Here is a 26,115-nt window from a genome sequence, read left to right as displayed (position 1 = left end):
GTTGCTTGTCCTGGTCATACAGCACATCCACCAGGTTCACGAACCGCTGCTGCGCGGCCAATGAGCAGTCGGACAAATCGCCCAGCCCATCAATGACCCACTCATCGTACTGCGCCGCCAGTGCCAGGTAATCGATGACCGCAGTAGGCTGTTCGCACAGGTCGTCGAAAGCAAGCATCACCTGCCGACCTTGATGGGCCAGTGCGCGCAGGCTGCGTTTGTTGATATCCAGCGTGGCAGGCTGCGCGCCCGGCACGTTCAGTGCCTGGCGCTGCTCGGCGGTGCCGGGCCACACATAGTGACCTTGGGTAAACCGCTGGTGCTCGCGGTTGGCTGGCAGGCTGCGAAAATCGGTGTCGCCGCCGACTTCCAGCACCTGCATTCGGCCGTTGATCAGGCGGATCACCGGCAGAAAACGTTCATGGTAAAGCGGGTTGGGCAACAGCCCTTCCGGTGCGTAGTTCGACGTGACCAACAGCCATATCCCACGCTCGAACAACGCGGTGAACAGCCGGGTGAGCAGCATGGCATCGCCAATGTCATGCACATGGAATTCGTCGAAACACAGCACTCGACACTCGCCGAGCAGCTCGTCCAGCGTCGCCCCGAGGGCATCGTCCAGCGCCCGGTGGCGGTGCATGCCCTGGTGCAGTCGGGCAAAGAAATCATGGAAGTGCAGGCGCCGCTTGGTCGCAACCGGCACAGCCTGGAAAAAACCGTCGAGCAGCCAGCTTTTGCCCCGGCCGACCGAGCCATGCAGGTAAAGGCTGCGTGGTTGTCCGTTTTCCAGCTGCGCCAACTGCTCGGCCATGCACTGGATGACCCGCCGCTGACCCTCGCTGAGCTGGTAGCCACGGCTGCTGGCCTTGTCCTCGAACCAGGCCAGCAATTCGCTCTGAGGGGCAGCGCTTGCGCGCAGGCGCTGGCCGAGCTGACGCAGCGGGGTAGGGATCCAGGCAGGCAAATCGATAGCTCCGTGGTCGAGGGGGCGCAGCTCAGCTTGCGCGAAGGCCGCCATTTTGACCAATAGAGAAAGCAGTGGGCAATGATCGCCTGACGAGATAGGTCGGGAGGCTCTCAGCTTTTACGTTCCAGTTGGCGCTCGATCATGTACTTCACCGCCAAGCGGCGTTCCTTGAGGTGGCGCAGGTCTTCGTCGACGAAATTGCCAGCGGAGATCGACTCGGCGGCCAGCACCTGGTTGTCGATGTCCATGTACTCGTCCAGCAGCCGGTCCAGGGCCTTGTCCTGCTGGCGACGTTGCTGGACGATTTCGCGGGGGTAGTGCAAGTCCTGGTAAAGGTCGTGTGAGACAGGCATGGGTGCCTCCTTGGTCAATGCAGTGCGCTTATCTGATTGGAAGGGTGAAATACGATTGTGTTGACGCGGGGCAGGGGGAAAGCGACGGGTGGTTGCCGGGGATGGGCGCTTCGCACCGGTGACGAAGAGTAACTTGCTGTTTTAAAGCATTTTTTTTCATCAAGGGGGTTCACAGGTCGAAAGAATGTTGTTAAAGTGCCGCGCATTCCACGACAACAACCCAGTTGTCAGGCAGTTGGAATTGTCAGAGCAGCAATTGCTGCATCCGATACAGGGGCGTCGCCAAGCGGTAAGGCAGCAGGTTTTGATCCTGCCATGCGTTGGTTCGAATCCAGCCGCCCCTGCCATTTTCTGTTTCACATTACCTGTTCTTTTCTCGGTGCTTAGCAAGATAAGCGCTGGGTTTTCTCGTTTCCGGCGTTTGTGCCTGCCCTTGTCGCCGGTAAGCCGGCGACAAGGGCAGGGGGTGCAAACTACGCCGAGGTGCGCAAGAGTTCACTCAGCACACGCGCCAGTTCATCGGCCTGCACAGGCTTCTGCATCACCAGGCTACCCGGCAACTCCAACCCCTCCAGCTCTGCATAACCGGTCAGAAACACCACCGGCAAACGCGGGTGCCGTTCGCGCGCCGCCAGCGCCAACTGCGCGCCGTTGAATTCGGGCATGGCAAAGTCGGTCAGCAACAAGTCAATCTCGTCATCGAGCAAGGCCAGGGCCTGCTCACCGCTGTGCGCCTGACGCACCTGATAGCCGTACTGGCGCAGCACATCGCCGAGCATGTCGCGTACCAGGTGGTCGTCATCCACCAGCAGCACCGTGCGGTTGTGGCCACTTGCACTGGTCGGCTGGGCAAGCAGTGGGGCCACCGGTTCGCTCTGCACGTGATCCTTTACCGCCGGCAGGTACACTGCCACCTGGGTGCCGCGACCAGGCTCGGTGTCGATGCGCACGCCACCGCCCGACTGCTTGGCAAAGCCGAATACCTGGGCCAGGCCCAGGCCCGAGCCCTTGCCGATGTCCTTGGTGGTGAAGAAGGGCTCGAACACCTTGGCCAGCACGTCTTCGCTCATGCCGCAGCCGGTGTCGCGGATGCTCAGCATCACGTACTCGCCGGGGTCAGGGTCTTCCGGGCGCTGAGGGCGGGCCTCGATGTGGGTGTTGCGGGTCGAGAGGGCCAGTTGGCCGCCGTCCGGCATGGCATCCCGGGCATTGATCGCCAGGTTGAGGATGATCATCTCGGTCTGGGTCGGGTCGGTCAGTGCCTGCCACAGGTTCGGGTCCAGGTCCAGGCGCACCGACACGTTGCCGCCAAGGGTGCGGCGCAGCAACTCCTCAAGGCCGGCCAGGGTCCGGTTCAGGTTCAGTGGCACCGGCTCCAAGCGCTGGCGTCGGGAGAAGGCCAGCAACTGCGATGTCAGCTTGGCACCCCGTTCGCCCGCTTCGCGAATATGCGTGAGGCGGGTGCGTGCCTTGTTCAGGTCGGCCTTGTTCAGGTCGCGCTCAAGGAAGCTGGCACCGGTGAGGATCACTGTCAGCAGGTTGTTGAAGTCGTGCGCCACGCCAGCGGTCAGTTGGCCGACTGCTTCCAGGCGCTGCATCTGTTGCAACGCGGCCTCGATGCGCTCGCGCTCGGTGATTTGCTCACGCAGGCGGGTGTTGGCCTCGGCCAGCCCCAGGGCCGCCTCGCGCTCGCTGGTGATGTCGCGGGCCACCACATACAGCAGGGTGTCTTCCGGTACCACTACCCAGGACAGCCAGCGCTGCTGGCCGCCGGCATGCAGGATGCGCCCGACGAAGCGCGCGCTGGTGCGGCCGTGGGCGAGGGCGGCCAGTTCGGTGAGCAACAGTTCTTGATCGGGTTCGGGTAACAGGTGCAGCAGCGAGGCCTGGCTCAGCCGCTCGCGGGAGAAGCCCAGGCTCGCCTCCCAGGCCGGGTTGAGCGCGACCGGGGTGAGGTCTTTGTTCAACACCGCCAGCAGGTCCTGCGACAGCTCCCAGGCACGGTCACGTTCACGGGTGCGGCGTTCGACGCGTTCACCGAGCATCTCGTTGAGTTGCTTGAGGGCTTGGGTGGCCTGGCGCTGGGTATGGATGTCCTGCAGCACGCCGGAAAAGCGCACGCACTGGCCGTCGACGAACTGGGTCTGGCCGCTGCTGAGCAGCCAGCGCGGTTCCAGGCCGGCGAGTAGTGCGCTACGGAATTCGACCCGGTAGTGGCCGCCGCTCTCGGGGCGCATGGCTTGCTGCACGGCGTCACGGACCATGGCGACGTCATCGGGGTAGATGCCGGCCAGGAACACGTCCATGCTCATTTCGGTGCTGGTGGGCAGCCCGAACAAGGTTTTGCAGCGGTCGTCCCACAGCAGCAGGCCTTCTTGTGGGCGCAGGTCCCAGGTGCCCATGCCGGCGGCGTCGATGGCGATGCGTGCGCGCGCTTCGACATCTGCCAGCGCTTCTTCGGCGCGGCGCCGGCGCTGGCGTTCCTGTACCTCGGTCAGGGCCCGGCGCACGGCCTTGGGCAGCAGGGGCAGGTTTTTCTTCAGCACATAGTCGGTGGCACCCAGGCGGATCATCTCCACCGCGTGCTCTTCACCGTAAATGCCGGAAAGGAAGATGAACGGGGTGTCCGGTGCCAGGCGCTGGGCAATGGCCAGCACGTCGGTGCCGGACGAGCCGGGCAGCACGCAGTCGCAGAGGATCAGGTCGTAATGAGCCTCGCGCAGCGCGTGTTCGACCCCGATATGGTCGAACACCAGCTGCGACTCAACGTGCAGCCCGCTGCGCTCCAGGCGCAGCAGGGTCAGCTCGGCGTCCATCGAGCTGTCTTCGACCATCAGCAGTTTCAGCGGCGTTGGCAGCATTTTTGCGGTGGCCTCAATTGCTGCTGCGGCGGTTCAGGCGCAGCGAGCCGGGTGGCGGTTCGTTGAGCACGGCCCAGAACACCCCGAGGTCGGAGATGGCGGCGACGAACTCTTTGAATTCCACGGGCTTGACCACGTAGGCATTGACCCCCAGCTCGTAGGCGCGCAGCAGGTCGGGTTCCTCTCGCGACGAGGTCAGCATCACCGTCGGGATACTGCGCAGGTCAGGGGTGGAACGGACTTCCTTGAGCACTTCCAGGCCATCGACCTTGGGCAGCTTGAGGTCCAGCAACAGCACGGCGGGGTTGCCGTCGTCGCGTGCAGCATAGGCATTGCGGCGCAACAGGTAGTCCAGGGCATCGGCGCCGTCACGCAGCACGATGACTTCGTTGGCCAACTGGCTGCGCTCCAGGGCCAGCAGGGTGAGCTCCAGGTCCCGGGGGTTGTCTTCTACCAGCAGGATGGGTTTGAGCATGATGGTACAGGGGCCTCATGTAGTCGCGGCAGGCCGCGGGAGGGTGAAGTGGAAACTGGCGCCCTGGTCGATCTGGCCTTGCGCCCAGACGCGGCCGTCATGGCGCTCGATGATGCGGCGTACGCTTGCCAGGCCGATCCCGGTGCCTTCGAAGTCTTCCATCCGGTGCAGGCGCTGGAATACGCCGAACAGCTTGTTGGCGTAGGCCATGTCGAACCCCACGCCGTTGTCGCGGATGCACACCTCGACTTCGCCCTGATGCACCTGGGCGCTGATTTCGATACGCGCCGGGTCGCGTCCACGGGTGTACTTGATGGCGTTGCCGATGAGGTTCTGCAGCGCCAGGTTGATGAACGCCGGGTCGGCAATCACCTTCGGCAGCGTGGCGATGTCCCAGACGATTTCGCGGCCCTGGTAGTCCGGGGCCAGCTCGGTGCGAATGGCGTCGACCAGGGCATTGAGGTCGACATCCGACAAGCGCAGGGCCGAGCGGCCCATCTGCGAGAAGTTCAGCAGGTTGTCCACCAGGCTGCCGGCAAAATGCGCCGCTTCTTCTATATGCTGCAAAAAACGTCGACCGCGTTCGCTCAGGCCCTGGCCCTCGATCTCGCCCAGCAACTCGGTGTAGCCGGCGATATGCCGCAAGGGCGCACGCAGGTCGTGGGACACGCTGTAGGAAAAGGCTTCGAGTTCCTTGTTCGAACGGCGCAGCTCGCCTGCCAGTTGCGCCAGCTCTTCGGCCTTGCGCAGGACGATGCCGAGCACGGCGGTGCGCAGTTCAACCACACCTTCGACGATCAACGGGTCCCAGGGTTGGCAGTAGCCGCGCACGTCTTCCTGCCAGCGCTCGAAGCTGTGCCGCGGGTCCAGCTGGCCTTGCGGGCCGAGCTGTTTGGCAGGCTGCCCGGCCCAGTTCACCGTGCGCACCTGTTCAGGGCGGAACCACACCAGGTAGTGCGAATGGATTTGCGAGATGGCCACCGCCAGCACACCGCCGACATGCGCCGCCAGCTCAGGCAACTCGTCGATGTCGCGGCGTACGTTGTCGCTGTGGAACACCGTGTCTTCACCGCGCTGGGCCAACCAATGCACCAGCGCCGTGACTTGCGCTTGCGGTGGCGTCTTGCCGATCAGGTCGCAGCGGTCGGCCGAGATCACCGCAGCGCCGCAGGCGTCGGCGAACTCCAGCAAAACTTCGGGCAGGTCGCGCAGGCCGTCACTGACGCTGTCATGGTCGGCCATCGACGAAATCATGCGCACGATGTGCTGGCGCAGGTCGAGCAGTTTGCGCGTGCTGGCGTGGGACTCCCGCGATTCGATCTGCAGCGACAGCACGCTGGCCAGCAGCTCGCAGGCGGTGCGGGTAGGCAGGCCTACCGGACGCGGCTGATCATGGTGGCAGGACACCAGCCCCCACAGCTGCCCGTCGACCACGATCGACAGCGACATCGACGCCAGGGTGCCCATGTTGCGCATGTATTGCAGGTGCACCGGCGACACGCTGCGCAGCGCAGCGAAGCTCATGTCCAGTGCCTTGCCGGTACGCGGGTTGGCGGCGGGCACCAGCGGCGAGGGCTGGTAGTTAACGTCTTCGATCACGCGGATACGGTTGACCCGATACAGCTCGCGGGCCTGGCGCGGGATGTCCGAAGCGGGGAAGCACAGGCCCAGGTAGCTGGGGTAGCCTGGGTCGGCCACCTCGGCCAGCACCTGACCGTTGCCTTCGCTGTCGAAACGGTACGCCTTGACCCGGCCAAAACCGGTGATGCGCTTGAGCTGTTGCACCGACTGCTGCAGCAACTCCTCAAGGCTGGCAGCCAGGTGCAGGTTGCCGACAAAGCTGCGCACCAGTGGGTAGTAATCACCTTGCTCGGCCGCGTTCGCAGGCCTGCGCACCGGCTCGAACTCGACGATCAGCACCTGGTCGTGACGGTGGGCCATTACGCGCAATGGCTCGGTGCAGGGGGCGCCCTGGCGCAGGCGCACATCGCCTATATGGAAAGGAAAAGCCTCGTCGTCGGGCAGGCGGGCAAGGTGCGCCCGTACATCGAAGGCGTCACTGACCAGGTCGCCAACCGTACAGCCCAGCAGCTCCCTGGCCGGCAAGCCGAGCCAGCGCTCGGTGTTCTCGCTGGCCTGGAGGACGCGCAGGTCGGTTTCGTCCAGCACCAGCAGAAACCCGTGGGGCTGGATGCTGCCAGGCACCTGGATAGGCTCCTGGGCACAGCGCTCTGCGGCCTCGGCGAATGGGTTGTCTGCAGTCATCAATGAAAACGCTCCTGTCATGCCTGTCCATGCATGCCGCATCTGTCTGGCACGGGATGAGGGTAGCCATGCACCGTACCAGAATGTCGGCTGATTTGCCGGCTCATGGCCATTGGAGGCACTGTGCGACGAGGGGTTCGCTGATGAAGAAGATTTTTTCCTGACGGCTGTCGGGGAGTGGCCTTGAACACGCGCTATCGCTTTCTCGCTAATACCAAAAAATGGCTTGAAGCCATCAATGATATTCCAACGCGCTGCTACGCTCAGGTGAGCACACAGCGACAAGGATTATCAAGTGACGGAACGCTTTGTGGCCGCGTTGTTGGGCCTGATGTTGAGCGGCAGTGCCGTAGCGGCTGACTTTCTCGTGGAAGTACGGGTGCTGGTGCAGCGCGGCTGCATGCTCGTCAACCAGACGCGCGACGCTGGCGCACAAGCGTTGGGTCGGATCGACCTGGGTAGCGCTGCGCGTCTGGATGGCCCTGATGCGCCTTTGAGCGGCGTACTCCTCAACCAACGGCCGCCACGCCTTGAATGCAACCCTGACACGCCCTACCAGGTGCGGGTCGATGGCGGCCAGCACGGTGGCGCAGGTGAGCTGCGCTTTCTGGCCAACGACGACGGCAAGGCCCGGCCCATTCCTTATCGCTTGTACCGCGACGCTGCCTGGCGCGAACCGGTTGCGGTCGATGTGGCGCATTCGGCACGGGTGCCGGACAGCGGGTCCATAGAACTGCCGTTATACGCCCGTATCGACAAACTGGCCTGGGTGCCACGGGCAGGCCTGTATGGCGACCTGCTCAAAATCACGGTCACCTGGTAGGGACGCCACCATGCACAAGGACGCGACGCCATGAACCGCACCTCGATCCTGCTGCTTACCCTTGGCCCGCTGCTGTTGCCCGGCGGTATGGCCCATGGCACCACCACCGGTTTCATCCAGGCACGGCTAGTGATCAGCGCGGCCTGCCAGATCAGCAGCGGCACCGACCAGCCCGCGACCCTGGGCAACCCCGGCCTGATGGACTTCGGTGAACGCGGCCCGAACTGGGACCAGCCACTGCGCAGTCGGGTCGACGAAGTGGCCGGCGAAGGCAGCTTGCAGATCAGCTGCACGCCCGAGGTGCGGGCCTTCAATGTGCGGATCAATGGCGGCTTGAATGGCAGCGACGGTGTGCGACGCCTGAGCAACGGCCGTGAACTGATCCCTTATCAACTGGCGGTAGACCCAGGCGGCAACAGCCGCTACGGCATCGGCCAGGCGCGCGCCTTCACCATCAGCAGCACCCAGCAGATTCCGATTCCGATTTACGGCGTGGTGGTGGCGCAACCGCGCGCGCTGCCTGCCGGGCTGTACCGCGACACCCTGAGAGTGACCCTGGACTGGTAACCACGCAAGGAGACTCCGATGCGAACGAACCTCACCCACTGCATCCTCGCCGGCCTCGGTTTGGCCTTGGCTTCCCAGGCCCAGGCCGCCACGGTGACCGGCAACATCACCTCGACGCTGACACTGATCTCGGCCTGCCAGGTCAACGGCAGTTCCGCGAGTTCAGGGTTGAACTTCGGTGCCCTCGACTTCGGTACCCAGGATGCCCTGTTCGGCACCGCCAACGCACAAGTGCTTGGCGGTAGCGGTGGCGCCATGAGCATCCTGTGCTCGGCGGGCACCATACCGGCGATCCGCGTGCGGGCCGGTAGCCACGATGGCCAGTCCAGCGGCGGCACGCGTGCGCTCGCCGACGGTGCCGGCAACTTCGTGCCGTATGACTTCTACACCGACACCGGGCGCACCCAGGTGCTGGTCATCGACGCCACCATCACCTTGCCGACCAGCACCGGCGTGGCGCAAACCGTCAACCTGTACGGCCAGGCACGCGGCAAGGCTGGGCTGCCGGCGGGGGTGTACACCGACACCGTGGCGGTCGAGCTGACGTTCTGAGCCATGCGCGCCTGGCTGGCAGGTGGCCTCACGGGTATCGCTGTGCTGCTGGCGACGCCCCTGGGTGCGGCGCCCACCAGCACGTTCCAGGTGTCTGCACAGATCGTCGCCGGCTGCCTGGTGGTCGGGGGCGTGAGCAATTACGGAGCGCTCAACTTCGGCACCCAGTCGGCGCTGGCCAGCGGCACCCTGAGTACCTCGCTGGGAGGCAGCACGGTGACCTTCCAGTGCACCCCAGGCGTGGCCTTGAGCATGAGCCTGGACGGCGGGCAGAACAACGCCAGCGGCACGCGCAACCTCAAACGCACGGGCGGCACGCAAGTGCTGGCCTACCAGTTGTACCGCGACGCGGCCTACAGCCAAGCCTTTGGCATCGGCCAGAGCGTGGCGGTCAGTTACACCGACCCCACGGCGATCAAGTTGCCCGTGTATGGCCGAACCCAGTTGACCGGCACGCTGCCGGCAGGGACCTACACCGATGTAGTGCAAGTGACGGTGACCTGGTGAAACAGCCGGCACCAATTACAGCAATCTAAGGAGAGTGGCATGGGGGCAGGCGCGAAGTGGGCGCATGGTTTGATCGGGTTGTTGCTGCTGGCAGGCCTGCCGGTGGGGGCCGCCACCTCGGTGCTGATCTGGCCGATTGACCCGGTGCTGGAGGCCGACCAGAAGGCCGGTGCGCTGTGGCTGGAAAACCGCGGCAGCGCCCCGGCCAACTTGCAGGTGCGGGTGTTCGCCTGGCGCCAGGGGGAGTACCAGGAGCAGTTTCAGCCGCAGCGTGACATCATTGGCAGCCCGCCAGTGGCCAACATCGCCCCCGGGCAGAAGCAGCTGATTCGCCTGACCCGCACTGGCAGCTCGCCCGCCGGCCAGGAGCAGGCCTATCGCATCATCATCGATGAAATCCCCCCGGCGATACCGGCCGATCCCGCCAGCCAGGGCGCCACGGCCGCCATCCGCCTGCAGATGCGCTACTCGGTGCCGCTGTTTGTCTACGGCGAAGGCTTGTGGGGCAAGGCCGACCCCGAGGGCAAGCGCAACGCCGAGGGTGTGGGCAAGCCGCAATTGAGCTGGCGCGCGGTGACGGTGCAGGGCAAGCCCTACGTGGAACTGCGCAACACCGGCCCGGTGCATGCGCGCCTGACCGACATGGTGGTGCAGCAAGGCAGCCAGAGCAAACCATTGGCCGAAGGCCTGCTGGGCTATGTGCTGCCCGGTGCCAGCATGCGCTGGCCTGCACCACTGGCGCCGAGCGCCGGCAGCGTGCTCAAGGGGCGGGTCAATGGCCAGAGCGCGGCGGATGCCATCCGCCAAGGGCAATGAGCCAGCAATTGAATGAAGGGCAGGGGCCAGGGAGGACCCGGCAATGGTTGGAAACCGTGTGTGAACTGGCTGTCGGCGACAACGCGCCGCTGGTGCCTGGTGCTGGCCATGTTCGGCCCCTGCCTGGTGCTGGCCGACGACCTGCCACCACCACCCACGGAGATGTCCGCCACCGCCGATGCCACGCTGTACCTCGACCTGTTGGTGAACCAGATGCCCAAGGCTGAGCTGGTGCCGGTGCAGCAACGGGCCGGGCGCCTGTACTTGGGCAGCGATGTGTTGCGTGCTGCCGGTATCAGCCTGCCGGGCGAGCCCCAGGGCGAACTGGCCCTGGATGCGGTGCCAGGCCTGCACACCGACTACGACAGCGCGAACCAACGCCTGCTGTTGCAAGTACCGCCTGCCTGGCTGCCGGGCCAACAGGTCGGCGACCGCAGCCTGTACCCGGCCAGCGATGCACGCAGCAGCTTCGGCGTGTTGTTCAACTACGACCTGTACCTCAACGATACCGATGAAGGCGGCACCTACCTGGCGGCCTGGAATGAACTGCGCCTGTTCGATAGCTGGGGAACGTTCTCCAGTACCGGTCAGTGGCGCCAGTCGTTCAATGGTGCGCAGGCCGACCAGACGCGCCAGGGCTTCCTGCGTTACGACAGCACCTGGCGCTTCACGGATGAACAACGCCTGCTCAGTTACGAAGCCGGTGATTTCGTCACCGGTGCTTTGCCCTGGACCAGCTCGGTGCGGGTCGGCGGCCTGCAACTGTCGCGAGACTTCGCCGCCCGTCCCGACCTGGTCACCTACCCACTGCCTGCATTCGCCGGTGAAGCGGCGGTACCGACCTCGCTCGACCTGTTCATCAACGGCTACAAGTCCAGTACCACTGAGCTGCAGCCGGGCCCTTACACCCTGACCAACGTGCCGTTCATCAACGGCGCCGGCGAGGCGGTGGTGGTGACCACCGACGCCCTTGGCCGGCAGGTGTCGACCACGCTGCCGTTCTATGTCACCAGCAGCCTGCTGCAAAAAGGCCTGTCGGACTTTTCGGTAGCTGCCGGTAGCCTTCGCCGCGACTACGCGGTGCGCGACTTCAGTTACGGCCCAGGCGTCGCCTCGGGCAGCCTGCGCTATGGCCTGAGCGACAGCTTTACCCTCGAAAGCCACATCGAAACCTCTGAATCGCTTTTGCTGGGCGGGCTGGGTGGCAACATGCGGGTGGGCAACTTCGGGGTGCTCAACGCGGCCTTGGCGCAGAGCCAGTTCGAGGGCGAGAAGGGCCATCAGGTCGCCCTCGGCTACCAGTACAACAGCCAGCGCATCGGCTTCAGCTACCAGCGCCTGCAGCGCTATGGCGACTATGCCGACCTGTCACGGGTCGACAGCCCGGACATGCAGCTGAGCCAACGCAGCGAGCAGGTCACCGTCAGCCTCAACCTCAACGAATACGGCAGCCTCGGCGCCGGCTATTTCGATGTCCGGGCCGGGGACGGTTCGCGCACACGGCTGATCAACCTCAGCTGGAGCAAGTCGCTATGGGGCAACACCAGCATCTACCTGTCGGGCAACCGCGAGGTTGGTGATAGCCAGTGGGCCGTGCAGGCGCAAATGGTGATTCCGTTCGACTTCAATGGCACCTTGGCCATGAGTGTGGAACGCAGCAAGGAAGGCGAGGACCTGCAGCGGGTCAATTACAGCCGTGCGGTGCCGGTGGGCGGTGGTGTCGGCTACAACCTGGGTTACGCCACCGGTGGCAACCGCGATGCCTACCGCCAGGCCGATGCCACCTGGCGCCTGCAGTCGGTGCAGTTGCAGGCTGGTGTGTATGGCAGCAGTGGCGAGATGACCCGTTGGGCTGATGCCAGCGGCTCACTGGTGTGGATGGACGCCGGGGTGTTCGCCGCCAACCGCATCGACGACGCCTTCGTGGTAGTCAGCACCAATGGCTATGCCGATGTGCCGGTGCGCTACGAAAACCAGCAGATCGGCCGCACCGACAGCAGCGGCCATCTGCTGGTGCCGTACAGCAGCGGCTACTACCGGGGCAAGTATGAAATCGACCCGATGGACCTGCCGCCCGACATCCTGGCGCCGGAAGTGGAGCAACGCGTGGCGGTCCGTCGGGGCAGTGGTTACTTGCTGGAGTTCCCGATCAAACGTGTGCTGGCGGCGAGCATTGAGCTGGTGGATGGCAATCAGCAGGTGATCAAGCTCGGCAGCCGCGTGACCCATGAGGAAAGTGGCAGCCAGGCCGTGGTTGGCTGGGATGGGTTGGTCTACCTGGAGAACCTGTCGCCGCACAACCGCCTGCAAGTTGCGCTGGAGGGGGGCGGGCATTGCCAGGTCGAATTCGACCTGCCTGAAAGTGCAGGGTCGATCCCCTTGATTGGCCCATTGGTGTGCCGATGAAGGCCTGGCAACGAAGGTTATGGGCCAGCGCGCTGCTGCTGCCAGCAGGTGTGGCATGGGGCAAATGCACGTCAGTGCCAACCGTGCCTGCGACATTTGGCACCATCAGTTCGACCCTGGTGCGCAGCACGGTACAGACCGCTTTCAGCAGCAATTCGGGGTTGCAGTGCAACGGCTCGGTGCTCAGCGTGCTCGGCAGTGGCGATACCTTCAAGGCGACCATTCTTCCGGCCACCGGTGGCTTGGTCGGCCCCACAGGCGACGTCATTCCCTACACGTTGTATGCCGACAGCAGCACCAACTACCCGATCACCCGGGGCGTGGCCTTCGATTTCGCCCGCAACGGCATTATTGACCTGCTCGGGTTGCTCAACGGTACGCCCAAGGCGGTACCGATCTACATGCGGACCCAGATCGGCAGTAACGTTGCGGCGGGGCTCTATCAGGAAACGCTGAGCGTCGGCTGGGCCTGGAACTACTGCGACGGCATCGGCATTGGCGGTTTGTGCATCGGGCGCGACAACAGTTCCGGCACCCAGCCGCTCACGGTCAGCCTGACGGTGAGCAACGACTGCCAGATCACCACCCCCACCATCAGTTTCGGCAGTGCACCCGTGGTATCGGGGTTTGCCACGGTGAACCAGGGCGTAAGCCTGACCTGCACCAAGGGTACCAGCTACACGGTGGGGCTGGATGACGGGCAGAACGTGTCTGGCGGGCGGCGCCGGATGAAATCCGCAGCCAACAACTACCTGGCCTACGATATTTTCAAGAGCGCCAGCGCGGTGCGCTGGGGCTCGGTCACCGGGGCCCGACGTTCGAGCAGTGACGCCGACATCAACCCGGGGGCTGGCACCGGCACGGGCAGCCAGGTGTTCAACTACAACGCCAAGGTGTACACCGACCAGGCCACACCGCCGGCGGCCACCTATACCGACAATGTGACGCTGGATGTGCAGTTTTAGCGGTCGACCCTTGATGTCAACGCAGGTCGTCAACCATTTTCAGCAACGTCTCCAGCACAGCCCCGGCCAAAGCCTTCGACCGCGCCCCCGACCACCCGGCAACCGGATCAGGCGCATCGTCATGGTCCTTGAACGGCATCTCCAGCGTCAGTGACAGGCAGTCATGGGCCATCCCCACGGCATTGCACGCCAGCGTGGTATTGGCCTGCCCAGGCTCATCGCGCGTGTAGCCATGCACGGTCTGGAAGTCCGGCGTCACGCTGCACAGCGTGCTACGGAACTGTTCCTCCAGCTTCGCCAGGCGTGGCGTGTAGCCTGGGTTGCCTTCACACGCAGCGGTGAACACATGCGGGATTTCTTCGTCCCCATGCACATCGATGAATGCATCCACCCCGTACTGCTTCATCTGCGCCTGGGCAAAGAACACCTCGGGGCTGAGTTCGACGCTGGCGTCCTGCCAGGCGCGGTTGAGGTCCTTGCCTTTGAAGTTGGTGCGCAGATGCCCGAGGAAGGCACCGTCCGGGTTCATGTTGGGGATCAGGTACAGGTCGGCTTTTTCCAGCAGTTGCCGCACCTTGTCATCGTTGGCTTGCAGGCGGTCGATCACGCCCTCCATGAACCACTCGGCCATGTGTTCGCCCGGGTGCTGCTGGGCGATCAGCCACAGCTTGCGTTTGCCGGGTGCGCCGTTGCCGGCACGTAGCAAAGGGATGTCACGGCCCTGCACGCTACGGCCGCTGGCCAGCAGTTCGACCCCCGGAATCTGCTGTGCGCGTTCGATCAGTTGGTTGTGGCGGGCGCGAGGGTAGGGTTGGAAGTAGGCGAACCAGACCTGTTCGTGCTCAGCGTTCAGCTCGAACGACAAGGCCTTGCCATCGAACTGGCTGGGTACGCGGAACCACACCTGCTGGTCGTAGGAGGCCACCGCGTTGTAGCCGGCCCAGGCCTGCTTGTATGAAGATTCGTAGGCGTTATCCAGGCTGAAGCGATGGGCCTGCCCCGGTGTCAGCCCGCTGACCTTGAAGTGAAACCACTGGAAGTGGCCGCTGTGGGTGTCCGGGCGGATGGCCAGGTGCACCTGGGCTGGGTTGCTGGCATCCAGTACCTGGATGTTGCCGGAATCGAAATCGCAGTCGATCTGCAGGGGGGACAGCGTCACGGTCATCGCCGGGCTCCTTGACGGGCTTTGTTGTGGGGTTACTGTACACCGGTTGCGTGCCGGAGTGATGCAGGTGGCCTGTTGCTGCGGGTTTCATGTGCTCGGCAATAGGTTAATAGCTGTGTATTTTGCATATTAGGTTAGTTCTAAAATCAATTTCATTTATTAGCTGTCGCCCGCTACAGTCGTGGTTTTCCAGGCCCTGCAAGGAGCAGCGGATGTCCCTTCGAACCCGACTCTTGATCATCGCCGCCAGCACGTTGCTGGCCACCCAGGCATTGGCTGCCGAGCGCCTGACGCTGCGCATCGGTGACCAGAAAGGCAACATGCGCGCCCAACTGGAGGCCGCGGACGCCCTGCGCGACCTGCCATACGACATTCAGTGGGCCGAGTTCCCCGCAGCCGCGCCATTGGCCGAGGCGCTCAATGCCGGGGCAATCGACGCCGGCATCATCGGCGATGCGCCATTGCTGTTTGTGCTGGCCTCGGGGGCGCCGGTCAAGGCGGTTGCCGTTGACAAGTCCGACCCGTACGGCACCGCGCTGCTGGTCAGCCCAGAGGCGCCGTTGCACAGTGCCGCCGACCTCAAGGGCAAGCGCATCGCGACTGGCCGAGGCTCGATTGGCCATCACCTGGCCCTCAAGGCGCTGGACCAGGTTGGCCTGTCGGAAAAGGACGTCGAGTTCCGCTTCCTCGGCCCGGTCGACGCCAAGATCGCCTTGGCCAATGGCGCGGTAGACGCCTGGTCGACCTGGGAGCCCTACACCGCACTGTCGGAATTGAGCGGGCAGGGCCGGGTGCTGGTCAATGGGCGCGGCCTTTCCAGCGGCAACAGCTTCCTTGCGGCCACCGACAAGGCGCTGGAGGACGCGCCACGTCGCGCGGCGTTGCAGGACTACCTTGCGCGCCTGGCCGGTGCCCAGGTCTGGGCCAACCAGCACCTGGACAGCTACTCGAAAACCCTTGCGGCGATCATCGGCTTCCCTGAAGACGCCGCCCGCCTGCAGTTCGAACGCCGCCAACTGCGCTGGCAGGCGATCGATGCCAAGACCATCGCCGAGCAACAGGAAACCGCCGACTTCTACCAGGCCCATGGCCTGATGAGCCGGCGGCTGGACGTTGCGCCGACCTTCGCCAGCGGCTTCAGCGTGCCCGCTGCCGATTCACTGGCGGCCCAACGCTGAGCCGCTGGCAGCGGCCGCCGATCAATCCGCCAAGGTGGCGTTGTCGATCACGAAGCGATACTTCACGTCGCCTTTGAGCATCCGCTCATAACTCTCATTGATCTGATCGGCCCGGATCAGCTCGATGTCGGCAACGATCCCATGCTCGGCGCAGAAGTCGAGCATCTCCTGGGTTTCGGCAATGCCGCCGATCATCGACCCGGCAATCGCTCGGCGCTTCATGATCAGGTTGAATACGTTCGGCGATGGATGCGCCGTGGCAGGTGCCCCCACCAGGCCCAGCGTGCCATCGCGCTTGAGCAGCACCAGGAATGCATCCAACTCATGCGGCGCCGCGACAGTGTTGAGGATGAAGTCGAATGACAGGCGGTGCGCTGCCATTGCGTCGGCGTCGCGCGACACCACCACTTCATCGGCGCCCAACGCCAGCGCCGCTTCACGTTTGGACTCGGACGTGGTGAAGGCCACCACATGCGCGCCCATGGCATGGGCCAGCTTGATGCCCATGTGCCCCAAGCCACCGATGCCGACCACGCCGACCTTCTTGCCCGGCCCAGCGCCCCAGTGGCGCAGCGGGGAATACGTGGTGATACCGGCGCACAGCAGTGGCGCCACGGCCGCCAGTTGCGCTTGCGGATGGCGTACGCGCAGCACATAGCGCGCATGCACGACGATCTGTTGCGAGTAGCCGCCCAGGGTCCAGCCGGGTTCGTCGGGCGTTGGGAAGTTGTAGGTACCGATCATGCCGTTGCAGTAGTTTTCCAGCCCCGCGTCACAGTCGGCGCAGTGTTTGCAACTGTCGACGATGCAGCCGACACCGACCAGATCGCCGGCCTTGAAGCCTTTGACATGCTCACCCACGGCAGTCACCCGGCCGACGATTTCGTGGCCCGGTACACAGGGGAAGCGGGTGCCCTCCCATTCGGAGCGCACCTGGTGCAGGTCGGAGTGACAGATGCCGCAATAGTCGATGGCGATCTGCACATCGTCGGCGCCTGGCGCGCGACGGGTGATGCGGATCGGTTCGAGGGGCTGGTCGCTGGCGTGGGCGCCATAGGCGATGACGTGCATGGGGAGATCCTCGGGTGAAGAGTCGGAACAAGCAGCATGTCCGACCCTCACCGGGCAGGGGTAACTCGATTCAGCCGACGGATTGCCTGATTCTGTTGCCGGCGTCAGCGCATGGCGCGCTGAAAAACGCCATCAGCATGGCTCGCCTTCTGCGCCTTCCCTGGCCATCCACTTCAACAGCGTTGCGATGGGCACGCGGCGGTGCACTTCGTGCCGCTGCTGCGCAGCTGCATCGCCAGAGCGTTCGCGATAGCGGCTGACGATCAGGTACCGGCCATCTTCGGAGACCCGGGCCTCGAGCTCGTGCAGCAACTGTTGCCGGGCGTTGCTCTCCAGGCGCCTGAACAGCACCACGGTTGGTTGTGCATCACGCATCGGTTGGCACCCCCTGGCAGCGTGCTGGGTGGCCAGCTTTGCCCTCGGCTACCCGTTCGGCACGCTGCTGGGCGGTGTAGTCGCGCACGGCCTGATAATAGTCTGGCTGAGTGCGCAGCCTGTCGGTCAGCGGCAGCACTGCGGCGCGGCCATCCACCAGCCCACCTGCCGCTGCCGCGTTGCCCAAGGTGTCGACCGTGTCGCTGGTGTCGCCAAACGGTGCGACTGCGATGCCCAGCACCCTGCCGGTTGCATCGCGCAGGTTGTGCGTGCCGAGCAACGGCAGTTCGACGATCGGGCCATCGGCAATGTTCCACACACCGAAGGTCTGGCCAAAGTCCGAGGTGTGTCGGGCCAGCCCCATCTTCCCGGACACATCGACCAGGCCTGCCACGCCCAGGGTCGTGTTGAAGGTGAAGCGTGCAAGGCTGGTCATTGCCCGCTCGCCATTGCCTTGCAGCAGGTCGTTGAGAAATACCTTGGGCTCGCCGAAGTTGGCGGCGAAGTTGTGCACGCCCTGCTGGGTGAAATCAGGCAATGCGCTGTAGCCACGGGCGATGGGTGCCAGCAGGTAGTCATCGACACTTCGGTTGAAGGCGAACACGGCGCGGTTGGCGGGTTCGGCGGGGTCGCTGAGTTGATAGGCCACAGGCCCGCAGGCACTGGCAGGCGGCCGCTGACTGCAGCCTGCGGCGGCGAGCAGTGACAGGGCGAGTAGGGCATTGCGGGCTGAGGACCAGGCATGGGGGAGGGTGGGCATGGGCGCATTCCTGACAAGAACTGGCGCCGATGGTGTGGCCGGTTGATTGCCAGGGAATGTCCGGATTGCTTCGCGGTTGTCACTTTGTTTCCGGGTTGAAATATATGACGGCAGCTGCGCGATGGCCGTACAGTAAGCGTTTACTGTCCCTGTTCGCGGTGCCCTGGTGTGAGCCATTTGCTGATTGTCGACGATGATGTCGAAGTACTCGACCTGCTGCAGAAGTTTCTCCGTCAGCATGGTTACGAAGTCGATGTGGCCAGTGATGGCAAAGGCCTTTGGCAGGCGCTCGAACGGCGGGTGCCAGACCTGGTCATTCTTGATGTGATGCTTCCGGGCGACAGCGGCCTGGTGCTGTGCCAGCGCTTGCGTGCCGAATACAAGATGGCGGTGATCATGCTCACCGCCATGGGCGAGCTGAGCGACCGTGTGGTCGGGCTGGAGCTGGGCGCAGACGACTACCTGACCAAGCCGTTCGCTGCCCGTGAGCTGTTGGCCAGGGTGCGGGCGGTGCTGCGCCGCGCAGGCGAAAGTGCGAGCAGCCCACCCGCTGACGTGCGTACGGTACTTGAGTTCTCGGGCTGGCAACTGGAGGTGCTGCGCCGTGAGTTGCGCTCGCCAGAGGGCGTGCTGATCCCCTTGTCCACGGGCGAATTCGAACTGCTGCTGGTGTTTGCCGAGCACCCCAGGCGCGTGCTCAGCCGCCAGCAATTGCTGGACCTGGCGCGGGGTGAAGCGCACGAAGCCTATGATCGAAGCATCGATGTGCAGGTGAGCCGGCTGCGGCGCAAGCTTGAGCGCGATGACGACTGCGAGCCGCTGATCCGCACCTTGCGCAACGTCGGCTACCTGTTCAGCGCCAGCGTGAACAAACGATGAGCCCGCTTGCCTGGGTGCGCAAGGCGCTGCCACGGCCGCGGGTCACCATCGCCCGCTGGATTGCGCTCACGACCCTGGCTGCCATGCTTGGCCTGCTGCTGCTCAAGTGGCTGTTCAGTGTGCTGCTCAGTGTGTGGGCGCAACCGCCGTTGCTGGAAAGCGGCCTGATCGACAAGGTTGCCTCGGTCGCCCGCATGATCGACGCCGCGCCTGCGGCACAGCGGCCGGCCCTGGCCAGCGCAGCGGGTGATGCGGCCTACAGCGTGCAATGGCTGCGCCGGCATGCCGACGCTGGGTTGCCGACCCTGGCCGATAGCGAGTTTCGCGAAGGCGCGCCGACCTTGCGTGCGCTGTTGAAGCGCCCGGACGCGCAGATCGAGGTCTTCGGACCGCAGGATCTGCCCGCGCAGGCGCAGCAGCGTGGGTATGCCCTGCTGATCGAACTGTCGGACAAGTCGTGGCTGCTGTATCGCGCCAGTGACCGCAGCTGGGGGCTGGATGAACTGCCGCGCAACCTGATCATTCTGGCGTTGATGATTGCCTCCAGCCTGGCCTTGGCGCTGCTCGCCACGCGTTACCTCGCCCAGCCTCTGGAGCGTTTCGCCGAAGGGGCGCGGCGCTTTGGCAAGGACTTCAACGCGCCACCGATACCGGTGGTCGGCCCTTACGACTTGCGCCAGGCCATCCTTGCGTTCAACGCCACGCAGGCCCAGCTCAAGCACTTTCTCGACGACCGCACGCAAATGCTCGCCGCCATCTCCCATGACCTGCGCGCCCCGCTGACCCGCATGCGCCTGCGCGCCGAGTTCATCGAGGACAGTGAACTGCAGGCCAAGTTGTTCAAGGACGTGGACGAGATGCAGGCGATGGTCGACGCCGCATTGCAGTTCTTCCGTGACGATGCGCGGCTGGAGCCGAGCACGGCGTTCGACCTGGGTGAACTGCTGTTGACGGTGGTGGATGACTTCAAGGATGCAGGCATGGACATCCGCCTCAGCGGCCCGCGCCGCTGCGTCTATGTGGGCCGGCCCATCGGCATCAAACGGGTGGTGGTGAACCTGATCGACAACGCAGTGAAGTACGGCTGTGAGCCGACCGTGCAGTTGCACGTTGCTGACGAGCACCTCGTCATTGCAGTGCTTGACCGTGGGCCGGGCATTGCGCAGCCACTGCAGGCGCGTGTTTTCGAGCCGTTCTACCGCATCGAAGGCTCGCGCAACAAGGATACCGGCGGGGTGGGCCTTGGCTTGCCGGCGGCGCGCGCCATCGTGCTGGAACAGGGCGGCAGCGTGACCCTGAGCAACCGCCAGGGCGGCGGGCTCGAGGTCAGGGTCACGCTGCCTGTCGGTTGACCGGGTCGCTGTGCTCAGAGCTCCAGGTCACTGAGGCCGGGGTGATCGTCCGGGCGCCGGCCGAGGGGCCAGTGGAACTTGCGATCCGCTTCGGCTATGGGTTGCTCATTGATACTCGAATGGCGGTTGTGCATCAGGCCATCGTCGGCGAATTCCCAGTTCTCGTTACCATACGCGCGGAACCATTGGCCGCTGTCATCGTGGTACTCGTAGGCGTAACGCACGGCAATGCGGTTGCCGGTAAAGGCCCACAGCTCCTTGATCAGGCGATACTCCAGCTCATGGTTCCACTTGCGTGTCAGAAAGGCCTGCACCTCGGCCCGGCCACGGGGGAACTCGACGCGGTTACGCCACACCGTATCGGGCGTGTAGGCAAGCGCCACCTTGGCGGCGTCGCGGCTGTTCCAGCCGTCTTCGGCGAGGCGGACTTTTTCGATGGCGGTTTCGCGGTTGAAGGGGGGCAGCGGTGGGCGGGGCATCGTAGGCACTCCTGAGGTGATTTGCACCTATTCAGAGTAGTCACCGAGTCTGGTGAGGAGAATGGGTGCGTTTGACACTTCATAGTTGCGGGCTGCGGAACAATGCGCTGTACGGCGTAGTATCGAGTTCTGGCACCGTAGCGCAACCCAGGTCTCAGCCGGCTCAGTCCCAGTGCGGCGCCAGGCCGTCGGGGCTGACTTCGCGGCCATTGCGCTCGAGGGTGGCAATGCGCGCCATGTCGTCGGTATCCAGGTGCAGGTCACGGGCGAGCAGGTTGCTGGCCAGGTTTTCGCGCTTGGTAGAGGACGGGATTACCGCGTAACCCAGTTGCAGGGCCCAGGCCAGTGCGACCTGCGCGACGGTGGCTTTGTGCTTGGCGGCGATTTCGGCCAGCAGCCGGTCCTTCAGGACCTTGCCATAGGCCAGGGTCATGTAGGAGGTGACGGTGATGCCCTGTTCCTTGAGGAAAGCGCTCAGCGCGCTGTTTTGCAGATAGGGGCTGAGCTCGATCTGGTTGGTGGCGATTTCGCCCTTGCCCACCACTTCGATGGCCTGGCGGGTCAGGTCGATGTTGAAGTTGGACACACCGATCTGGCGGGTCAGGCCCAGCGCCTTGGCCTCAGCCAGTGCAGTCATGTATTCGGGCAGCTCGATGCCATTGCCCGGTGCGGGCCAGTGGATCAGCAACAGGTCGACGTAGTCGGTGCGCAGTTTGGCGAGGCTTTCGCGCAGGCTGGGGATCAGTTTGTCGGCTGCATAGTTGTCGACCCAGATCTTGGTGGTGATGAACAGCTCGCTGCGCGCCACGCCGCTTTCGGCAATGGCCTGGCCCACGTCGGCTTCGTTCTTGTAGATCTGTGCGGTGTCGATGGCGCGGTAGCCCAGTTGCAGTGCCGAGCTGACCGAGTCGATGACGGCTTGGCCGGTAAGGCGGAAGGTGCCTAGGCCGAAAGAGGGAATGCTCATGGAGGTGCTCCTGTTGAGTGAGACTGTTCGAGTGGGCAGCAGTGTGCGGGGTTCAGGTGAAATGATTAAGGCGGGTCTGGGCGAAGGTCATTTGACTTGTAGTCACGAATGGCGGGGGTGACCGTGATCAAGTCGCGGGCAATCCATCGATTGCCGCCCTGGTTGACTTAAGTAGTGCGGCTGCCCGGCGCAACGCTGTTTAGCTGCGGGCTGAACCTACAATCGGAAAATGCCGCCCATGACCTCGCCATCGCAGCAACCCAATCTCACCGACACCCTGATCGCCAGCCTGTTACCCACCTGGCTCAGCACGGCCTCACTCGATCAGCTGGGCAAGTTGCGGACAAGCCTGCAGCATCAGCAGCGCACCCAGCACAGGCTGGCGACGTTGTTTTCCCGTGTAACCCCATTGGATGCCTTCGCCGAGGCGTTGCTTGACCAGGTATTGAGCGAGCAACTGTTGCCTGGGCTTGATGTGCGGCAGGTGAAGTTGCGGCGCACCACCATCCTTCCTGGTTCGTCTACGGTACCTGGCGGGTTGGGCCAGTCGCAGACCGAGGTCAGCGAGGTGACGTTGCTGGTTGCTGCGCTGCACAACTTCGCCGAACAGGAAGCCGCGCCGGCAGGCTCGCTGCAGACCGAGGTGATCGTTGACGCTGAAGGCACGGTGCAGGCGCTTGACCCACAAACCTACGTTGCGCTATGCCGAAGCGTGGATGTCGGGGGGCAGTACCAGGGGCATCTTGAATCCATACTGCTGGCGCCGGGCGTGCCGGGTACGCAGGTAGCCGCATTGCTCGAAGAAAGCGCACGCGCCAACCTGGAGGCCGACGTGCGCCTGGCGGCAGCCAAAGGTGAGATCGATGAGCGCACGTGCTTGCAATGCCTGCCGGTCATCGCGGAAGTTGCCGTGGTGGCGTCCGACCCAGCCCGATTGTTGCCCTTCGAGATTCGCCTGCTGGGCAAGTTGCTGCGCGGGGTGGTGGCGTTCGAAGCGCGCCAGGAGGGGCTGCCGAGCGCACCGCTCGAGGGGGTCGTGCTGTGGGTGCCGGATGATGTTCATGGTGCGTTGCAACGTTATGATTCCTGGGATGACCTGTGGCAGGCCCTGAGCCAAAGGTGCCGGCAGGACGGCTATCCTGCCTTCATTCAGCGCTTCGTCAGCGAGCGCGACCGGTGCGCCTTCAGCCAGACCCTGCAACGTTTGTTGCAGACCCATACCAACAGCCAGCCAGTCCAGCTCGATGGCCGCAGTCAAGCGATCGAAGGGCAGCTGTTTCAGCACGTACGCCAGGTGCGTATCAATACGCTGCTTGACGATGCGTGCGTGTTGGCCACACCCACTGCCAAGGCCAACCAGGCAGAGCGCGAGCGGCGCATGGGCGACTATGCCAGTGCAGGTCTTGACCTGTTGGGGCTGGCCAGCCTGTTCGTCCCCGTGCTTGGCCTGCCGTTGTTGGGTATCGCTGCGTTGCAGGCCAGCCATGAGGTTTATGAAGGGTATGCCGACTGGCAGCTAGGGGACCGGGAAGGCGCGCTGAATCACCTGTGGGGCGTTGCTGAAAACCTGGCCGCAGGGGTGGCATTGGCGTCGATCGGTTTGGTAGCAGGGCGCCTGATCGAACGGTCTGCCTACGTGGACGCATTGATGCCGGTGTTGACCGAAAACCATGGGTTGCGCCTGATCGATGCAGCTCTGCCAGGCTACGCGTTGCCAGATGGAGGGCTGGCCGTTGGCGAGCGGGCCGAGGTGGTGGGACAGATGCGCTTGCGTACCCACCTGGCGACCTACCAGGTGGTCGAGGATGCTCAAGGGGCGGGCTTGCGCATCCGCCACCCCAGCAGGGCGCAGGCCTACTCGCCGTTGCTCGACAGCAATGGCGAGGGCGGTTGGCGCCATCAGTTGGAAACCCCACAGCATTGGCAGGGTTCTACGCAACTGATGCAACGCTTGAACAGCGCCTGGGCGGCGCTCGAGCCACTGACTGCCGAGCATGTCATGCGCATCACAGGCTTCGATGAAGCGCGTCTGCGCCGCTTGCACCTTGAGCATGCGCCAGCGCCTGCACGGTTGCAGGATGCTGTGCAGCGCTACCAGTTGCATGCACAGCATCCAGCGTTGCACGGTGACGCTTTCGAGCTGCACCTGAGTGGGCTGCAGGCCCCTGCAGAACCCGCCGAGCGGGTGTTGAGGCGCGACTTCCCCGGCCTAACGCCGCGTGGCGCGCGGGAGATCACCCAGCGTGCGGGGCCCGAAGTGATCGAAGCCATGAACAGCAGCCAACGTGTGCCGCTTGCCTTGGCCACCGAAGCACGCTGGCTGTTGCGTGACTGCCGCTTGGATCGTGCCTGCGCAGGGTTCTATCAGGCGGCAGCGGTGAATGCTGACACCGAGCGGTTGGCGCTGGGCCTGATCGCAGAGGCGGCACCGTGGCCGCAAACCGTGCGGGTCGAGCTGCGCAGCGAGCGCCTGGGCGGCGATCTGCTCGCCCAGTCAGGTGCACAGGATGCCAGCCAAGTGAGGTACATCGTCAGGCGTGGCCAGGGTTACCAGGCTCTGCAGGATTCGGGGGTGCCACTGCCGTCGGCGAGCGAAAATGACAGCGTGTGCCAGGCGCTATGGTGGCACCTCGATGAGGCGCAGAAGCAGGTGCTGGGCGAGGGTGTGGGTACGGCTGAGCAGCTTGGCCATACCCTGGCCATTCGCGCTGGCGAACCACGGGAGCGCGCGGCAACGCTGCTTGGCATGGCGCCGCCAAAGGGGGCTGTGCGCCCGCCAGTGCGCCTTGGCGATGGTCGGCTGGGCTACCCGCTGAGTGGTGGCGATGCCTCGCGACCACTGCGCGGCCGGGTATTCACCACGGCAGACCTGCATGCCCGCCAGTCCATTCGCACCGGGCTGCACCAGTTGTTCACGCACCGCTCGGTTAGGGATGTGATGTGGTTGGCGATGCAACTGGAGCAGAGGCCGGGCCGCACGGTCTGGACAGCGTTCAGTGACCTGGCAAGGCAGGTCGAGCGGCTAGACCTCAGCCTGCGTGGTTGGCGGGGGCAAGCCACGCCGGAAAATTACCATCGCCGCCAGCGCGTCGGGCAACTGATTCGGGAGGCATGGGAGCCTGATTTCTATGGACCCGGCGGTGTAGAGGAGTTGGTAGTACGCAATGAGCCAGTCGGTGGCCTGCCCCTGCTGCCAGCGGATATCCAGTTTGGGAACCTGCACCGGCTGTGCTTGAGCAATCTTGGCTTGACCTCGCTGGAAGGCGATTTCCTTGGCCGCTTCACCCAATTGCGCAGCCTGCAATTGAGTGGCAACAAACTGACCGTGGTACCTGGCTTGGGCAACCTCCGCCGCTTGTTCAGCCTGGACCTGCAGCACAATCGCTTGACCACCGTCGATGGCGTGCAGCATATGTCGTCGCTGACGCAACTGGTCTTGAATGATAACGAGGTCAGTGGCGTACCTGGGTTGGCAACGCTAACCAGACTCACCCGCCTGGACCTGCGGCGCAACCGGCTGACTGCGCTTGACGGTGTGCAGGGGCTGACGCTGCTGACCCAGCTGGACCTGAGCGACAACCTGTTGTCTGGCCTTCCCGATCAGATTCACAGGTTGATCCGGCTACAGTATCTGAACCTGAGCAATAACCAGTTCACGTCGTTGCCAGCGGGTGTCGAGCGGATGGTGGGGTTGACCCAGTTGAACCTTGCCGGCAATCGCCTTGACGAACTGCCGGAGGCGTTAGGCGGGCTGAGCCGGTTGTTGCAGCTGCACGTGGCCGAGAACAGGCTAGTGAATGTCCCGGCGGCCATCGGCAACCTGACCAGCCTTAAAATCCTCAACTTGCGCGGCAACCAGCTCACCGCGATACCCGAGGGCCTGGAACGGCTGCGACAACTGACCGAACTGTACCTGGGCGATAACCAGATCGTCATCGATGTCTCAGGCGGCCAACGCCTGGAAGCGTTCAGCGCGCTGCGAACCTTCAGCTTGAATGGCAACCCGATCGGCATGATCCCGCCACTGCGTAACCTCGACCACCTGGCCCATCTGTCGCTGCGCTCGACAGGCCTGAGGGAATTTCCATTGGCTTTTCTGGAGCACCATGCGCAGCTGTATGTGGACCTTGCCGATAATCTGATCGTCGAATTGAGCGAGCGGGCCTTGATCTGGATTCGGCAGCACCCGAACCGGCTCAACATCAACAACAATCCCCTAGATGAGCAGGTGCTGGCACGTTGGCGTGCTGCGCGGGTGCAGTTCGACACGCTAAGCCAGCGCGGTTGATTCAAGGGCTGCCGCTGCCAGTGGGGCGGTTTGCAATAGTTACC

Annotated in this window: 22 protein-coding genes and 1 tRNA gene; 12 read left to right on the top strand and 11 right to left on the bottom strand. The window is 64.1% G+C overall.

Annotated features, from left to right (window positions below):
• Together zapE and NP534_RS02430 are read right to left on the bottom strand one after the other, a co-directional pair.
• A partial coding sequence (zapE, locus tag NP534_RS02435) for a cell division protein ZapE (RefSeq protein ID WP_274097641.1) occupies positions 1-964 on the bottom strand: 964 nt, incomplete at its 3' end.
• 113 nt (positions 965-1,077) lie between these two features.
• Entirely contained in the window at positions 1,078-1,320 is a 243-nt protein-coding gene (locus tag NP534_RS02430) for a hypothetical protein (RefSeq protein ID WP_274097640.1), read from the bottom strand.
• 272 nt (positions 1,321-1,592) lie between these two features.
• On the opposite strand from NP534_RS02430, the gene NP534_RS02425 reads away from it, so the two are divergent.
• A tRNA-Gln gene (locus NP534_RS02425) sits at positions 1,593-1,667 on the top strand.
• A 126-nt stretch (positions 1,668-1,793) separates the two neighbouring features.
• Here NP534_RS02425 and NP534_RS02420 read toward each other — a convergent pair.
• From NP534_RS02420 to NP534_RS02410, 3 genes are read right to left on the bottom strand one after another with little or no spacing between them, the layout of a single operon-like run.
• Positions 1,794-4,181, bottom strand: a complete 2,388-nt coding sequence (locus tag NP534_RS02420) for a hybrid sensor histidine kinase/response regulator (RefSeq protein ID WP_274097639.1) — start codon at positions 4,179-4,181, stop codon at positions 1,794-1,796.
• Positions 4,182-4,194: 13 nt separating this feature from the next.
• Positions 4,195-4,656, bottom strand: coding sequence for a response regulator (locus tag NP534_RS02415; RefSeq protein WP_033699046.1), 462 nt, complete (start codon positions 4,654-4,656; stop codon positions 4,195-4,197).
• Positions 4,657-4,671: 15 nt separating this feature from the next.
• On the bottom strand, positions 4,672-6,921 hold the full coding sequence (locus NP534_RS02410; protein ID WP_274097638.1) for an ATP-binding protein: 2,250 nt from the start codon (positions 6,919-6,921) through the stop codon (positions 4,672-4,674).
• 295 nt (positions 6,922-7,216) lie between these two features.
• Between NP534_RS02410 and NP534_RS02405 the strand changes: the two genes are divergently transcribed.
• The 7 genes from NP534_RS02405 (at position 7,217) to NP534_RS02375 (ending at position 13,557) form a co-directional block, all read left to right on the top strand.
• A complete protein-coding gene (locus NP534_RS02405; protein WP_274097637.1) occupies positions 7,217-7,744 on the top strand; it encodes a Csu type fimbrial protein in 528 nt (175 codons plus the stop codon).
• Positions 7,745-7,774: 30 nt separating this feature from the next.
• Positions 7,775-8,311, top strand: a complete 537-nt coding sequence (locus tag NP534_RS02400) for a Csu type fimbrial protein (protein ID WP_095063636.1) — start codon at positions 7,775-7,777, stop codon at positions 8,309-8,311.
• An 18-nt stretch (positions 8,312-8,329) separates the two neighbouring features.
• Positions 8,330-8,863, top strand: coding sequence for a Csu type fimbrial protein (locus tag NP534_RS02395; protein ID WP_274097636.1), 534 nt, complete (start codon positions 8,330-8,332; stop codon positions 8,861-8,863).
• A gap of 3 nt (positions 8,864-8,866) precedes the next feature.
• On the top strand, positions 8,867-9,370 hold the full coding sequence (locus NP534_RS02390; RefSeq protein ID WP_033699040.1) for a Csu type fimbrial protein: 504 nt from the start codon (positions 8,867-8,869) through the stop codon (positions 9,368-9,370).
• A gap of 39 nt (positions 9,371-9,409) precedes the next feature.
• Positions 9,410-10,186, top strand: a complete 777-nt coding sequence (locus NP534_RS02385) for a fimbrial biogenesis chaperone (protein ID WP_274097635.1) — start codon at positions 9,410-9,412, stop codon at positions 10,184-10,186.
• Positions 10,187-10,294: 108 nt separating this feature from the next.
• Positions 10,295-12,592, top strand: coding sequence for a fimbria/pilus outer membrane usher protein (locus tag NP534_RS02380; protein ID WP_274097644.1), 2,298 nt, complete (start codon positions 10,295-10,297; stop codon positions 12,590-12,592).
• Entirely contained in the window at positions 12,589-13,557 is a 969-nt protein-coding gene (locus tag NP534_RS02375) for a Csu type fimbrial protein (protein WP_274097634.1), read from the top strand. Before NP534_RS02380 ends, NP534_RS02375 begins: the two co-directional genes overlap by 4 nt.
• A gap of 16 nt (positions 13,558-13,573) precedes the next feature.
• On the opposite strand, the gene NP534_RS02370 is transcribed toward NP534_RS02375, so the two are convergent.
• On the bottom strand, positions 13,574-14,722 hold the full coding sequence (locus NP534_RS02370; protein ID WP_274097633.1) for a M14 family metallopeptidase: 1,149 nt from the start codon (positions 14,720-14,722) through the stop codon (positions 13,574-13,576).
• Between the two features lie 212 nt (positions 14,723-14,934).
• Here NP534_RS02370 and NP534_RS02365 point away from each other — a divergent pair, with 212 nt between their 5' ends.
• Positions 14,935-15,900 (top strand): ABC transporter substrate-binding protein, encoded by a 966-nt coding sequence (locus NP534_RS02365; RefSeq protein ID WP_274097632.1) that lies wholly within the window; start codon positions 14,935-14,937, stop codon positions 15,898-15,900.
• 21 nt (positions 15,901-15,921) lie between these two features.
• On the opposite strand, the gene NP534_RS02360 is transcribed toward NP534_RS02365, so the two are convergent.
• From NP534_RS02360 to NP534_RS02350, 3 genes are all read right to left on the bottom strand, one after another.
• A complete protein-coding gene (locus NP534_RS02360) occupies positions 15,922-16,971 on the bottom strand; it encodes an NAD(P)-dependent alcohol dehydrogenase (protein WP_274097631.1) in 1,050 nt (349 codons plus the stop codon).
• 132 nt (positions 16,972-17,103) lie between these two features.
• The gene (locus tag NP534_RS02355; protein WP_274097630.1) at positions 17,104-17,346 is read right to left on the bottom strand and encodes a hypothetical protein; all 243 of its coding nucleotides are present in this window, start codon (positions 17,344-17,346) and stop codon (positions 17,104-17,106) included.
• The gene (locus tag NP534_RS02350; protein ID WP_274097629.1) at positions 17,339-18,106 is read right to left on the bottom strand and encodes an MlaA family lipoprotein; all 768 of its coding nucleotides are present in this window, start codon (positions 18,104-18,106) and stop codon (positions 17,339-17,341) included. The genes NP534_RS02355 and NP534_RS02350 overlap by 8 nt, the downstream gene beginning before the upstream one ends.
• A gap of 168 nt (positions 18,107-18,274) precedes the next feature.
• Between NP534_RS02350 and NP534_RS02345 the strand changes: the two genes are divergently transcribed.
• Positions 18,275-18,985, top strand: a complete 711-nt coding sequence (locus tag NP534_RS02345; protein ID WP_095063633.1) for a response regulator — start codon at positions 18,275-18,277, stop codon at positions 18,983-18,985.
• On the top strand, positions 18,982-20,337 hold the full coding sequence (locus NP534_RS02340; protein ID WP_274097628.1) for a sensor histidine kinase: 1,356 nt from the start codon (positions 18,982-18,984) through the stop codon (positions 20,335-20,337). The genes NP534_RS02345 and NP534_RS02340 overlap by 4 nt, the downstream gene beginning before the upstream one ends.
• A gap of 14 nt (positions 20,338-20,351) precedes the next feature.
• Here NP534_RS02340 and NP534_RS02335 read toward each other — a convergent pair whose 3' ends face one another.
• The gene (locus tag NP534_RS02335) at positions 20,352-20,816 is read right to left on the bottom strand and encodes a nuclear transport factor 2 family protein (RefSeq protein WP_274097627.1); all 465 of its coding nucleotides are present in this window, start codon (positions 20,814-20,816) and stop codon (positions 20,352-20,354) included.
• 163 nt (positions 20,817-20,979) lie between these two features.
• Positions 20,980-21,783, bottom strand: a complete 804-nt coding sequence (gene dkgB / locus NP534_RS02330) for a 2,5-didehydrogluconate reductase DkgB (protein ID WP_274097626.1) — start codon at positions 21,781-21,783, stop codon at positions 20,980-20,982.
• A gap of 238 nt (positions 21,784-22,021) precedes the next feature.
• Between dkgB and NP534_RS02325 the strand changes: the two genes are divergently transcribed.
• Complete coding sequence (locus tag NP534_RS02325; protein ID WP_274097625.1) at positions 22,022-26,071, top strand: leucine-rich repeat domain-containing protein; 4,050 nt, start codon at positions 22,022-22,024, stop codon at positions 26,069-26,071.
• Positions 26,072-26,115 lie beyond the last annotated feature (44 nt).

Origin of the sequence: Pseudomonas sp. 39004 (assembly GCF_028682155.1) — a bacterium.
GTDB classification, from domain to species: Bacteria; Pseudomonadota; Gammaproteobacteria; order Pseudomonadales; family Pseudomonadaceae; genus Aquipseudomonas; species Aquipseudomonas capeferrum.
The sequence above is the reverse complement of the archived record's forward strand: the minus strand, read 5'-3'. Positions and strand labels throughout refer to the sequence as shown.